We start from the raw sequence: 13,543 nt of genomic DNA, 5'->3' as shown, positions 1-13,543 counted from the left end.
GCGAAGGAGGGCGGGCCGCGGGAGAGGCCCGCCCGCATCCCCTTCCACGGTGTCCATCAGTCCGGAATCCTCACCCCGCCCCAGCGGGCCACCGCGTTCATCGCCTTCGACGCCACGGCCGAGGGGCGCGAGGAGCTGGCCGACGCCTTCCGTACGCTCACCGAGCGGTGCCGTTTTCTCACCACCGGAGGCACCCCCGACCCGGTCGGTATCACCGCGCCGCCCGCCGACTCCGGAACCCTGGGCCCCCAGGTGGTGCCCGGCCGGCTGACCGCGACGGTCGGTGTGGGCGCCTCGCTCTTCGACGACCGTTACGGACTGCGGGACCACAGGCCCCGGCGGCTGAGCCCGATGCGGTCCTTCCCCGACGACGATCTCGACCCCGCCTGGTGCCATGGCGATCTGAGCCTCCAACTGTGCGCCGACAGCCCGGACACGGTGCTGCACGCGCTGCGCGACATCGCCCGGCACACCCGGGGCGCGCTGCAGATCCGCTGGCGCATCGACGGCTTCGTCAGCCCGCCGCGCCCGTCCGGCACCCCGCGCAACCACCTGGGGTTCAAGGACGGCACCGCCAACCCGGACACCGGGGACGCCCGTGCGATGGACCGTCTGGTGTGGACGGGGGCCCACTACGGCGAACCGGCCTGGACGACCGGCGGCAGCTATCAGGTGATCCGGCTGATCCGGATGCTGGTGGAGTTCTGGGACCGGGTGTCGATCAGCGAGCAGGAGCGGATCATCGGCCGCAGCCGGGACTCCGGCGCCCCGCTGGACGGTCAGCACGAGTTCGACACCCCGCGCTACGCCCAGGACCCCAAGGGCGACATCATTCCGCTGGACAGCCATATACGGCTGGCCAATCCGCGGACCGCCCGGACCGAGGACCAGCGAATACTCCGCCGTGCCTACAACTACGACCGGGGTGTGGACGGCAACGGCAACCTGGACATGGGGCTGCTGTTCTGCTGTTACCAGCGGGACCTCGTGCGGCAGTTCGAGACCGTGCAGAAGCGGCTGGCGGGAGAGCCGCTGGTGGACTACATCAGCCCCTTCGGCGGCGGCTATTTCTTCGCGCTCCCCGGTGTGCGGGACCGCACCGACTGGCTGGGGCGGGCCCTGCTGTCCTGACCGGACCCGATCGGCCCCCAGAGGCACCGGCGCCGGCCGTCCCACCATCCGGTCAAGAACGTCCCAAGAGTTCGTTGGATTCTCCTGACCCTCTGTTCACCCGGCAGCCTCCACGGATTCCATCGGAGGATCCGGCTCGCGGCACAGGATCGGGCGCAGGCGGCAAACGCGAATCGTGTGGAGGCATGGCATGGGCGGTACGGGAGGATCGGGAGGCGGCCGGCGGCGGGGCCGGATCACACGCTGGGGCGCCCTGGCCGGTGCCGCGGCCCTGGCGACCGTGGGCGGGGTGGCCCCCGCCTGGGCCGCGCCCGGCAAGGGCGGCGGCACCGCGACCCCGGTGAAACACGTGGTGGTGATCTTCGACGAGAACATCTCGTTCGACCACTACTTCGGCACCTATCCGAAGGCGGCGAACACCGACGGCACGAAGTTCACGCCGGCCAAGGACACCCCCAAGGACATCGACACCCTGGCGCACGCGGGTCTGCTGGAGAAGAACCCCAATCTCTACCGGCCCAAGCGGCTGACCGGCGACCAGGCCATGACCTGCGACCAGAACCACTCCTACGGCCCCGAGCAGTACGCGGCCAATGGCGGCAAGGCCGATCAGTACGTGGAGAACACCGAGGTCAGCAAGTGCAGCGGGCTGTTCGGCGAGCCCGGTCTGGTGATGGACTACTACGACGGCAACACCGTCACCGGACTGTGGAACTACGCCCAGCACTACGCGATGAGCGACCGCTCCTTCAGCTCGGCCTACGGCCCCTCCACCCCCGGAGCGCTGGAGCTGATCTCCGGCCAGACCCACGGTGTGATCTCCACCGACCCCAAGTCCTCCACCGAACACCCCCGGCAGACCGACAAGCCGGACGCGTACGCGGTGGCCTCCCCGGACGCCGACGGCGTCGGCACGATGATCAACGACCCGGATCCGGCCTTCGACGACTGCTCCAACAAGGACCACACCAGCGGCAACGCCCTGGCCCTGATGAAGGGCAGGAACATCGGCGATCTGCTCAACGCCAAGGGCGTGACCTGGGGCTGGTTCCAGGGCGGCTTCCGGCCCAGCACCGCCTGGGACGGCACACAGGGCCATTACGCCGCGTGCTCCGGCACCACCCACAAGAACGTCGGCGGCGCCGCGTCGGTGGACTACAGCCCGCACCACGCTCCGTTCCAGTACTACAAGTCCACCTCCAACCCGCATCACCTCCCGCCGAAGAACGTGCGGGAGATCGGCCGGAGCGGTCAGGCCAACCACAACTACGACCTGACCGACTTCGCCGCGGCGCTCAGGACGGGCCATCTGCCCGCCGTCAGCTTCCTCAAAGCCGCCCAGTACCAGGACGGCCACGCCGGCTACTCCGACCCGATCGACGAGCAGCACTTCCTGGTCCAGCAGATCAACGCCATCCAGAAGTCGCCGCAGTGGAAGGACACCGCGATCGTCGTCGCCTACGACGACAGCGACGGCTGGTACGACCACGCCTACGTCAAGCCCGCCAACGGGTCGGCCGACCGGACCACCGGCTCGGGCGGCAAGGCCACCGACAGCCCCGCCTGCCAGTCCGGCCCGAAGCCCGCGGGCGGTTACCAGGACCGCTGCGGCCCCGGCCCCCGGCAGCCGCTGCTGGTGATCTCCCCCTTCAGCAAGGCCAACAAGGTCGACCACACCCAGACCGAACAGACGTCGATCACCCGCTTCATCGAGGACAACTGGCACACCGGCCGGATCGGCGACGCCTCCTTCGACAGCCGGGCGAACACCCTCTCCGGCCTCTTCGACTTCCGTCACCCCAACAAGACCCAGGTGCTGCTGAAGCCGGACGGCTCCGTCGCGTCGGTGCACAAGGCCGGTCACTACACGACCTCCGCACTGGCCGCCGACGCCCCGATCGTGAACGCCGCGGCCGCCGACGCCCCGACCACCCGGCGCCTCGCCGAGGATCAGGGCACCTCCGTCGCCCTGCCGCTCGGCCTCACGGCGGGTGTGCTGGTGCTCGGCGGCGCCGGTACGGCGCTGGCCATCCACCGCCGCCGCACCGCACGGACCGCCGACTAGGCCCGGTACCCGCGCGAGCGGGACACACGTACTTCTTCTCCCACGCGGCGGCCTGGCGCTCACCCGGTACCCGCGTGAGCGGGGCACACCCTCGTCGGGTCCGCCGCCACGCCTCCTCCCCGGGTGGCGACGGGCCCGATCGCCCCGCCGCCGGGCCTTCTCCCTGTGTGGTGGCGGGCCTGATCGCCTCGCCGCTCGTGGCTGTCCGGGCGCGCGTGGTTGCCGCCGTTCAGGGCCGCCTCACTGTCCAGGACTTCCCCGCCGCCGGGCCTTCTCCCCGGGTGGTGGCGGATCCGATCGCCCCGCCGCCGGGCCTTCTCCCCGGGTGGTGGCGGATCCGATTGCCCCGCTGCCCGTGGCTGTCCGGACGCGCGTGGCTGCTGCCGTTCACGGCCGCCCGCCGCCCCACGGTTGCCCCGCGGCTGTCCAGGACCGTCCCGCCGACCCGCCGACCCGGGCCGCTCCGGCGTACGTCCCCCTCCCGCGTTGGCCGGACGCTTTCCCCGTGCCGCCGTATCGCGGTATCGCCGTACGCGTACCGCCGTCCTGGTCGTAGCGCGTGGCGCATACGGGGAATAAGCGGAGCCGTTCTCCGGTTAAATGGTGGCGGTACACCGAGACGTACAGCCAGAAGCAGACGGACAGACGTACACGCACCGCAGTGCGACCAGGGAGGCGGGCCACCGTGGCCGATGAGCAGGACCGGCGAGACGACCAGCGCGACCCCGACCCCGTTCGGGCCCGGCCCCTCGGCAGCGCACCGGTGCCGCTGTCGGTGCTGGACCTCGCGACCGTCGGCAGCGGTGTGTCCGCAGCCGAGGCGCTGCGGACCACCACCGAGCTGGCCCGGCTCACCGAGCGCCGGGGCTTCCACCGCTTCTGGGTCGCCGAGCACCACTCCATGCCCGGGATCGCCAGCTCCTCCCCGGCGGTGGTCCTCGCCCACCTCGCCGCCCACACCGAGCGGATCCGGCTGGGCTCCGGCGGGGTGATGCTCCCCAACCACGCCCCGCTGGTCATCGCCGAGCAGTTCGGCACCCTGGAGGCGCTCGCCCCCGGCCGGGTGGACCTCGGCCTCGGCCGTGCGCCCGGCACCGACGGGGCCACGGCCGCCGCGCTGCGCCGCACCGACCGGCTGCGCGAGGGCGCCGACGACTTTCCCCAGCAGCTCGCCGAGCTGACCCGCTTCCTCGACGACGACTTCCCCGACGGTCACCGCTACGCCCGTATCCACGCGGTGCCGGGACCGGTGCAGAGCACCGTGCCCGGCGGGGTGCCGTCGGTGGGCCGGCCCTCGATCTGGCTGCTGGGCTCGAGCGGGTTCAGCGCCCGGCTCGCCGGGATGCTCGGTCTGCCGTTCTCCTTCGCGCACCACTTCTCCGCGGCCAATACCGTTGCCGCGCTCGACCTCTACCGCGAGACCTTCCGGCCGTCCGCCGTGCTGGACCGGCCGTATGCCTCGATCGGCGTCTCGGCCTTCGCCGCCGAGGACGAGAAGGAGGCCCACCGCCAGGTGCTCACCGGCGCCCTGGCCATGGTCCGGCTGCGCACCGGACGCCCCGGTCTGGTCCCGACGCCCGAGGAGGCCGAGGCGTACGAGTTCAACGAGATCGAGCGCGACTTCGTCAACAACTGGCTCGCCAACGTCGAGTACGGCACCCCGGACCAGGTCCGCGAGGGGCTCGACGGGCTGATCAAGCGCACCGGAGTGGACGAAATCAAGATCACGTCCAATGCGCACGGCCGTGCGGCCCGTCTGCGCTCGTACGAGCTGATAGCGGACGCCTACGGTCTCCCGGAGGCGCGGACGGAGGCGTCACCCGGGGTCCTCTAACACTTCCGCTAACACCGGGCCTGGGCCCATCACCCCGGGTCCGGGCCCCTGGCTCTGCCCTGCCCCTGGGCCCCCGACCTCGGTCCCGGGCCCCGACCTCGGTCCCGGCTCCCCAACCTTGGTCCCAGCCCCCCAGCCCTAGCCCCGGTCCCGGCCTCCAGCCCCGGTCCCGGGCCCCGTCGTACGGCGACGGCAGGGCCCAGGGGCCTACTCCCGCGGATCCGAACGGAAGGGGCCCTGGCCGGACGCCGGGCAGGTGGTGATCATCGCCTGGATGCGGTCCGGCGGCACCGGACGGGAGTAGAACCACCCCTGGCCCGTGTCGCAGCCGATCCGCCCCAGCCGCTCCGCCTGCTCGGCGCTCTCCACGCATTCGGCCGTCACCGAGAGGCCCAGCCGGTGCGCGAGCTGCACCAGCGCCTCGACGATGGTCTCGTCGGCCGGGTTCGGATGCTCCTCCGCCCGGAACCCCTGGACGAACGATCCGTCCAGCTTGAGCGTGGAGACCGGCAGGCGGCTGAGGTAGGCGAGGTTGGAGTATCCCGTCCCGAAGTCGTCGATCGCGATGGCCACGCCCATGTCGCTGAGCCGCTGCAGCGCCTGCAGCGGCCGTCCCGCCGAACCCATCACCGCCGACTCGGTCAGCTCCAGTTGCAGCAGATGCGGCGGCAGTCCGGTGTCCGCGAGGATCGCGCCCACGTCGGCCACCAGATCGGAGTCCCACACCTGGCGGACCGCCACATTGACGCTCACCACCAGCGGATGCGCCGGATGGGCCTGCTGCCAGGCACGGGCCTGGCGGCACGCGGTGCGCAGCACCCACCGGCCCAGCGGCACGATCGCGCCGTTCTCCTCGGCCAGCGGGACGAACCGGTTCGGCGACAGCCGCCCGAACTGCGGATGGTCCCAGCGCACCAGCGCCTCCACCCCCCGGACGACCCCGTCGCCGAGCCCCACCAGCGGCTGGTAGTCGAGCACGAACTCCTCCCGCTCGACCGCCGGGCGCAGGGTGCTGGACAGCGCCTGCCGGGTCATCCGGTGGGCGTTGCGCTCCGGGTCGAAGAGGGTCCAGCGCGCCTTGCCGTCCTCCTTGGCCCAGTACAGCGTGGTGTCCGCGGCCTGCATCAGCCAGGTGGTGTGGGTGCCGGCCGCGGGCCGCTCCACCACCCCGATGCTCGCGGACACCGACAGCCGCTGCCCGCCCACGTCGAACGGCTCCTGGAGGGCGGCCAGCACCGACCGGGCCAGGTCGCACAGCTGCTCGGTGCCGGTGGAGTTGCGCACCAGCAGGGCGAACTCGTCGCCGCCGAGCCGCGCCACCAGATGGCCGCCGGGCGCCGCGCAGTCGGTGAGTCGCTGGGCCACCGCGCCGAGCAGCCGGTCGCCGACCCGGTGGCCGAGGGTGTCGTTGACCGCCTTGAAACCGTCCAGGTCGAGATAGCACAGGCCGATCCGGCCGGTGCCCTCGTGGTCGTAGGTGGCCGCTTCCAGCGCCGAGGTCATCCGCTCGAAGAACAGGCTGCGGTTGGGCAGCCGGGTCACCGGGTCGTGCATCTGCAGATGGCGCAGCCGTCCCTGGAGGTCCCGCTGGTCGCTGATGTCGGCCATCGACAGCAGCAGACCGCCGCTGTCCGGCGCGGGTTCGACGGTGACGTCGGCCCACAGGACGTGGCCGTCGGAGCGCAGCAGGCGGCGGGTGCGGCGCAGCCGTCCGCGACGGCCGCCCAGGACGGCCCGGTACTCGCTCCAGGTGCGCGGGTCCTCGCGCAGATCGGCCAGGTCCGCCGCGCTGCGGGTGGCCAGCACGGCCGGATCGGTGCCGAGCAGGGCGCCGAGCGCGGGGTTGGCGTCGAGCACCCTGCCCTCGCGGTCGAGGACGGCCATGGCCAGCCGCGCCGCGGTGAAGGCGGCGCGGTAGTCGCCGGGCGTGGGGCCCGGAACGGGACCGGCGCCCGGGGGTGTGCCCGGGGCCGGGGGCGCGCCGGGGGCCGGACGGGGTGCGCCGGCGTCCTCCGCGAGGGGAGGGACGCTGGGGATAGCATTACGCTCTGTGATCATCGGCAGCGTCGCGCCGGGCGCGCGGCCCTGCCCGTCGGGGGTTCCGCTCACCGCTCGCTCCCGCGTGGCGTTGGTTGTCTCCAGGTCTTTCGTACACGTCTCGCGCATGTCTCACACCGGGTGCCGGGCAGACCGTAATTGCCTGCCTGAAGGGGGATTCCCCGCTGGAAATGTGCCGATCATAGGGGCTCGTACTCCGGGGCTTCCATCGACGTCATCGCGCTCACCGCCGCCTTGACAATGTGTTTGGTCGGATTCGTTCGACTCTGCGCGGGCCAAAGGCCGCTCTGACCGATTGTGACCGTCTGTTACGTACCCGGATCGCGGCCTCTTCACTCGACCGGCCCATCCCAACAGGGCGTACCCCGCCAATCCACCTCAGGGTGGATGGGGTGTTCCGACTACGCCCGGGAGGTCGACATGGTGCGTCCTCAGGTACCCGAGGGGGTGCACCGTCAGCCCCGGCTGCGTCGGACCGGGGCCCTGCTCACCTCGTTGAGCGCGCTGATCGCGACCACCGCGGTGGCGGGCCCCGCCGTCGCGGCCGGCCCCGGCGGACCCTGTGACCTGGAGCGCACCGAAGCCCACCACTCGGAGGGCCTGGACACCTGGAACTCCCGCTATCCACGCCCGGTGCGCGAGCTGGACGCGGCGATGGTCTTCCTGTCCTTCCCGGACGCCAGGCCCAGGGTGACCCCCGACCAGCTGGCCGCCGACCACATCCCCGCGACCCCCGACTTCTTCCGGCGGGCCTCCTACGGCAAGTTCGCGCTGCGGGTGCATCCGCTGCGGCGCTGGATCGCCATGCCCCAGCGGTCCACCGCGTACGCCATACAGCGCGACTGGAACGCCAAGCACCGCGCCGCGTACCTGCGCGACGCCATCGCGTCCGCCGATCCCCACCTCGACTTCGGCCGCTATGACCTGGTCTATCTCGTCGCCGATCCCCATGCTCCCGGTGTGGACGCCGACGCAACGAAAGTGGTCAACTTCGAAAAGCCACTGCGCGCCGACGGTGTTGATCTGCGACGCCTGGTGACCGTTTTCGAACACCATCCGCCGGACCGCAATGTCCTGGCCCATGAGACCGGGCATGTCTTCGACCTGCCCGACCTCTACCACCGGCCGAAGGACACCGACGGCAACGCCGAATGGGACACCTACGTCGGCGACTGGGACCTGATGGGAAGCCAGTTCGGCATGGCACCCGATCCGTTCGGCTGGCACAAGTGGAAGCTCGGCTGGCTCGGTCCGCGCCAGGTGGTGTGCGACCGCGCCACCGGTCCGCGCACATATACCCTCCAACCCCTTAGCGCCCCCCTGAAGCCGGGCAGAACCGGCGCCGACACCCGCAACCGGCTGGTGGTGGTCCGCACCGGACCCACCACCGCGCTGGCCATCGAGGCGCGCGGCGCCCGCGGCAACGACTCCGGCACCTGCGCCCAGGGCGTGCTGGTCTACCGGGTGCACAACGACAAGGCGTCGGGCGACGGGCCCATCCAGGTGCTGGACGGCCACCCCGCCACCTCCGCCTGCTGGAACGAGTCGGTCTACCCCGAACTGGCCGACGCCCCGCTCGGCGTCGGCGACAGCCTGTCGGTCGAGGAGGACTCCGTACGGATCACGGTGACCGGTCGCACCGCCGACGGGGGATGGACCGTCCGGGTCAACCGCCGGGCACCCACCTGACGGACGGCCGCGCCCGGTAGCCACGGGAGGGGGAGCGGGAACCGGCTTGCCGGGCGCGGGGTGCTGGGGACCGGTCCGGGTGTCCCGCGCGGCGCACGGCGCGGGCACGCAGGTGGCCTCCACGAGGTTCAGGAGGTTGTCCGTACGGCGGGCGGGGCGCGCTCCGGACCGCACCGGGCGGCCCCGCGGATCCGGAGGACGATCGCCGGTGGTCCGGGGTCGCGCCCGGCGCGCCGCTGCTGATGCGCCCCGGCACGGTGTGCGCGGCGGAACCCGTCACGGTGCCGAGCGCCCTGCCGCGCGAGCGCCGCCCGCGCGGTGAAGTGCGCGCCCAGCCCCCTGCGTTCGGGTCGGGACCGGTGCGCCCCGCCGGGGTGGTGCGGCATGACGAGGGGGGCGCGCCGTCGCGTGCGCGCTACGGGACAGACGTTCGACGGGCGGATTTGCCCACGCATCGATGGAACGACCGGGAGGACGGGGGAATAATCGTCGTGCGGGGTGATGGCGGGCGGGGAAACAGGGGGCGGAATGGTCAGGGTGCTGATCGCGGAAGACATGCACATGTTGCGCAAGGCACTGGTCGCCCTGCTGGAATTCGAACCGGATATCGAAGTGGTGGCCGAATTCTCCAGCGGAGCCGATATTCTGCCGCGCGCCCGTGAACTCCGCCCCGATGTCGCGGTGCTCGACATCGACCTGCCGGATGTGGACGGGCTGACCGCCGCGGCCGAGTTGCGTACGGCCGTCCCCGAATGCCGCACCATGATGCTCACCAGCCTCGGCCGCCCCGGAAATCTGCGCCGGGCCCTGGCCGCCCACGTCTCCGGCTTCCTGCTGAAGGACAGCAGCCCGGAAAAGCTGAGCGACGCCATCCGGGCCGTCGCCGAGGGGGAGCGGGTGATCGATCCACAGCTCGCCCTGGCCGCGCTGGACGACGGTCCCCAGCCGCTGACGCCGCGGGAGCTGGAGGTGCTGCGGTTCGCCGCGAAGGGGGAGGACTCCGCGCAGATCGCGGCCAAGCTGTTCCTGTCCGTGGGGACGGTGCGCAACTACCTGACGTCCGCCGTGACCAAGCTGGACGCCCGCAACCGGGTGGACGCCATCCGGATCGCCCACGAGGCGGGCTGGCTGTGACGCGGACGCGGTCGGGCCCGGCCGTATCCGCGCCGTGGCGCCGCCCCGCCACTCCGCCACCCCGCCGTGCTGTGGCGCCGCCCCGCCACCCCGCCGTGCTGTGGCGCCGCCCCGCCGTCACGGCGCCCCGCTGCCAGGCACGGGCCGGGCCGCCACACCGTCAGGCACTGGTGAGGCCCACCGCCAGGCCCTCAGCCCTCAGCCCCGCCGTCACGCCGCCCCGCCGCCACGCCGTCACGCCGTCACGGTCGGCCCCGGGCCGTACTCCTCCTCCGAACCGGGGGTCCGGCCGCCGCTCCTCGGCGGCGCGTCCGCGGACACATCCAGCTCCGCCCGTAACTCGAACCAGCCGTCCGGCCGCACCCCCGCGCACAGCCGCCCGCCCAGGTTCTCCACCCGGACCCGGAGGTTGCCGATACCGCTGCCGCCGTCCGTGCTGTCGGCGCGCAGGATCGTGGACGGCCGGCCGACCCCGTCGTTGACGAGGGTCAGCCACACCTGGCGCCCGTTGCGCCGCGCCTCGATCGCGCAGTGGTCGGCCTTGCTGTGGCGCAGCACATTGGTCAGCCCCTCGCGCAACACGCTCGCCAGCACCGTGTCCACCAGCTCCGGCAGCGGTCCGCAGTCGATCTCGGCCGTGGCGCTGATGCCCGCCGCGGCCAGCATCGAGCGGGCCGTCGCCGCCTCCGCCGACAGCGACATCTTGCGGTAGCCGCTGGCCACGGCCCGGACGTCGGCCAGGGCCTGACGGGAGGTCTGCAGGATCTCCGCGAGCTCCTGCTGCGCCCGGGAGTTCTGCCGGGGCACCAGCCGGTGCACCAGCTCGCATTTGAGGGTGATCGTGGACAGGCTGTATCCGAGCAGGTCGTGCACGTCCCGGGAGAACCGCAGCCGCTCCTGGGCGACCGCCAGCCGCGCCAGTTCGGCCCGGGACCGGGACACCTCGGTGACCAGCCCGGACAGCCGGGAGAGCCCGAAGACCACCAGCCCGGTCAGCGCGGTGGAGACCGTGGTGTACGCGACCTGGCCCCAGCCGAACCCCACCTGGAACAGCAGCACATCCGTGCACAGCAGGATCGCCGCGAACGCCGGCCATGCCAGCGCCGGGGCCAGCAGGAGCAGCGAGGAGCCCGCCAGGAAGCCCGGCATGCCCAGCCAGGCGTGCTTGAAGACCGCGAACGGGGCGAAGGTCAGCAGCGCCTGGAGCGCCAGCGTCCAGCGCCGCGCGCCGCTGAGCCGGGGCGCGAGGCCGGGGAAGGAGTGCAGCATCTGGAGGCAGAGCAGCACGGTCATCGGCAGCAGCGCCAGCCCCAGCATCGCGGCGTCGACCGTCTTGCCCGAACGATTGCCGTCCACCACGTAGGTGACGGCCACGGAGAAGTAGCCCACGAGGACGACGACCGTGATGACCACGGCCAGACGCGGCGCCAGATCGTCATGGTGGCGCGGTGGGTGGCTCCCGGCATCGTCGGGCAAGAGGCTTCCCTGCACTCGTCCTCCGGATGGTCGGGACGGATCGGGTGGCTTGCCCGAGAGTATCCGATCTTTTACAGAGGGTGGAGAGGTCGCGTGGAAGGCTCATGGGGTACGCGGAGTTACCGGATATCACGGGGGATCACAGGAAAAACGGAATCGGGTTGAGGTCCTCGTACGGGGTGGGCCCCGGCAGTCGGCCGAGCGCGACCGGGACGTCGAAGAGGCGGCCGGGCGCGAACCGCGCCCAGTGCGGGCGCATCCCCGGCACCAGCACCTTGGCCACCGGCAGTCCCACATCCGGCCGGGTCTGGTCCAGCACCAGCAGCTCCATCCCGCGCCGGCGCACCGAGTCCCTCACGGCGGCCAGCTCGCCGCCCTCCGGGGGGCCGGATATCTCCGGCGGCGGTACGGCGGCCGGATCGGGCGCCAGATGGTGCTGGCCGGCCAGCGTCGCGGTACGGAACCAGCGCAGCGCCTCGGGCTCGGCGGCGCCGTACCCCCCGCCGTCGGCGCGGGCCTCGACCACCGCGGGGAGCATCTGGTTGAGCTCGGCGAAGGCGTGGCACAGCGCGGTGTGCCGGTCGAAGTGGGCACCGAAGCCGAAGGTGATGTCCTCGGCGGGTTTGTCGACGCGCCGGGAGAGCGCGGCGACCACCGGGATGCCGAAGTCCGTGGTGAGGTCCAGCGCCCACACCTCGCGCCGCACGCCCCGGTGGGCGGCGCGCACTTCGGCGAGCCACGGATCGTCGAAGGCGTCGAGGGCCACGGCGGGCTGACGGGTGCGGTTGTACCACCACAGGGCGATCGCGTCCCGCTCGACCAGCTCCAGGAAACCCCGTACGACGGCGTCGGCCAGCGTGCCGCCCGCCGCCGCGCCGTTGGAGTCCGCCCGGCAGCAGCGGCGGCCCGGGGGCTGCGGGGCGCCGTAGTACAGCAGCGCGGTGGGCAGCAGCCGGTGGCGCTCGGCGGTGAGCGACCACACCGGGGTCCAGTCCAGCTCCGCGCCCTCGTCGAACGGATCGTGGATCCGGTGCCGCGCGGGGAGGGTCCGGTCGCGGAACTGGCGCGGGTCGAAGAGCTGGACGGCGTCCGGGTGCACCGCGTCGTCCGGGCACAGATCGCGGTAGCGGGCGCGCTGACGCGGCTCGTCCCCCTGGAAATGGCCGCTGTAGTGCTCCAGGGCCTCGCACAGCGCGCTCGCCCGCGCCTGTTCGGCGGTGCGGCCCTTGCCGTGGGCGGCCGCCCGCAGCCCGGCCCGCACGGTGTCCAGGCCGCTCTGGGGGCCCGCCCCGGCGTAGGAAGGGTGGCGGGCGTGGAAGCAGTTGAGGACGGCGGGGCCGCGCGGATCGCGGCGGATCTCGGTGATCAGCCCGGTGACGGGGTCCACCAGATGGCCGTAGCGCTCCATGATCCCGCGCGGCGAGGTGTCGGTGCCGGTCCCGGGCAGCGGCTCGCGTGGTGACGGCAGCGCCAGGGGCGCCCGTATCCGGGCCGCGACCAGGGCGGGATCGCCGCAGCCCGGGCACTGCGGACGGCGGGACAGCGGATGGTGGTCCACGGTGGCGGTGAGGCTGTCCAGGGTGCGCAGCGCCCGCTGACCCGGGTGCCGGTGCCCGGCCAGCCACTTGGCGGCCTCCAGGGCGGCCAGCTGGAGCGCGGCGGCGCGGCTCGCGGGCAGGGAGGCGGGCGGGCGGGGCACCGGTCCGGGGCGGCCGAGCCGGCGCTGGAGATACGCCTCGGCCTGCCGTCCCCGCCACAGCCGGTCGGCCAGACAGGACCAGCACGGGTCGTCGGGAGCGCCGAGGAACGGGCCCAGCCACGCCTGGGTGCCCACCGGCTTGACGGGCAGCCAGCGACGGCCGGCGGCGCGGTGCGCGGCGTCCACGGCGGCGAGCCGGGGATCGAGGTAGTCATCGCACACCACAAGGGTGAGTTCCGCGGCGTCTTGCTGACGGAGGGCGATTTGACATATCTCTTGTCGGGGCGTACCGGGCCGGGGCCCCGTGGGGTAGCCGCCCGTCGCCTGCCCGCTCGCCGCCCCGCCCGCCTCCCCGTCCATGGCCCCGTCCACGGTCCTCGCGTCCATGGCCCTCGGGTCCGCCGTCCTTGGGTCCATGGCCCTCGGGTCCGCCGTTCTCGGGTCCGTGGTCCTCAGC

The 13,543-nt window shown here is 72.7% G+C and carries 8 protein-coding genes; 5 read left to right on the top strand and 3 right to left on the bottom strand.

What is annotated here, in order from left to right; genetic code table 11:
- The 3 genes from efeB to AXW62_RS36285 form a co-directional block, all read left to right on the top strand.
- On the top strand, positions 1–1,131 hold a 1,131-nt coding region (efeB, locus tag AXW62_RS36295), incomplete at its 5' end, for an iron uptake transporter deferrochelatase/peroxidase subunit (RefSeq protein WP_060948154.1).
- Positions 1,132–1,321: 190 nt separating this feature from the next.
- A complete protein-coding gene (locus tag AXW62_RS36290) occupies positions 1,322–3,196 on the top strand; it encodes a phospholipase C (protein ID WP_060948153.1) in 1,875 nt (624 codons plus the stop codon).
- A 685-nt stretch (positions 3,197–3,881) separates the two neighbouring features.
- Positions 3,882–5,030, top strand: coding sequence for an LLM class flavin-dependent oxidoreductase (locus tag AXW62_RS36285; protein ID WP_060948152.1), 1,149 nt, complete (start codon positions 3,882–3,884; stop codon positions 5,028–5,030).
- 207 nt (positions 5,031–5,237) lie between these two features.
- On the opposite strand, the gene AXW62_RS36280 is transcribed toward AXW62_RS36285, so the two are convergent.
- Positions 5,238–7,196 carry a putative bifunctional diguanylate cyclase/phosphodiesterase gene (locus AXW62_RS36280; RefSeq protein ID WP_102885105.1) on the bottom strand — a complete coding sequence of 653 codons (1,959 nt, stop codon included), beginning with the start codon at positions 7,194–7,196 and terminating at the stop codon, positions 5,238–5,240.
- Between the two features lie 312 nt (positions 7,197–7,508).
- Here AXW62_RS36280 and AXW62_RS36275 point away from each other — a divergent pair, with 312 nt between their 5' ends.
- Together AXW62_RS36275 and AXW62_RS36270 are read left to right on the top strand one after the other, a co-directional pair.
- Positions 7,509–8,777: a M6 family metalloprotease domain-containing protein gene (locus tag AXW62_RS36275; RefSeq protein WP_060948155.1), complete on the top strand. Its 1,269-nt coding sequence runs from the start codon at positions 7,509–7,511 to the stop codon at positions 8,775–8,777.
- Between the two features lie 528 nt (positions 8,778–9,305).
- Positions 9,306–9,911, top strand: coding sequence for a response regulator transcription factor (locus tag AXW62_RS36270; RefSeq protein ID WP_030836614.1), 606 nt, complete (start codon positions 9,306–9,308; stop codon positions 9,909–9,911).
- A gap of 234 nt (positions 9,912–10,145) precedes the next feature.
- Here the strand turns inward: AXW62_RS36270 and AXW62_RS36265 are convergent, their stop codons facing one another.
- Complete coding sequence (locus tag AXW62_RS36265; RefSeq protein ID WP_244503277.1) at positions 10,146–11,387, bottom strand: sensor histidine kinase; 1,242 nt, start codon at positions 11,385–11,387, stop codon at positions 10,146–10,148.
- A 139-nt stretch (positions 11,388–11,526) separates the two neighbouring features.
- Positions 11,527–13,473 (bottom strand): TOMM precursor leader peptide-binding protein, encoded by a 1,947-nt coding sequence (locus AXW62_RS36260; protein WP_252368861.1) that lies wholly within the window; start codon positions 13,471–13,473, stop codon positions 11,527–11,529.
- Positions 13,474–13,543: the final 70 nt, after the last annotated feature.

It is taken from the genome of Streptomyces hygroscopicus subsp. hygroscopicus, from assembly GCF_001553455.1.
In the GTDB taxonomy this organism is placed as follows: Bacteria; Actinomycetota; Actinomycetes; order Streptomycetales; family Streptomycetaceae; genus Streptomyces; species Streptomyces hygroscopicus.
The sequence above is the reverse complement of the archived record's forward strand: the minus strand, read 5'-3'. Positions and strand labels throughout refer to the sequence as shown.

Excerpts from the sequence above, each read along its gene's own strand:
- AXW62_RS36290 (WP_060948153.1), top strand. The coding sequence starts at position 1,322 with ATGGGCGGTACGGGAGGATCGGGAGGCGGCCGGCGGCGGGGCCGGATC.
- AXW62_RS36280 (WP_102885105.1), bottom strand. The coding sequence starts at position 7,196 with ATGCGCGAGACGTGTACGAAAGACCTGGAGACAACCAACGCCACGCGG.
- AXW62_RS36275 (WP_060948155.1), top strand. The coding sequence starts at position 7,509 with ATGGTGCGTCCTCAGGTACCCGAGGGGGTGCACCGTCAGCCCCGGCTG.
- AXW62_RS36270 (WP_030836614.1), top strand. The coding sequence starts at position 9,306 with ATGGTCAGGGTGCTGATCGCGGAAGACATGCACATGTTGCGCAAGGCA.
- AXW62_RS36260 (WP_252368861.1), bottom strand. The coding sequence starts at position 13,473 with ATGGACGCGAGGACCGTGGACGGGGCCATGGACGGGGAGGCGGGCGGG.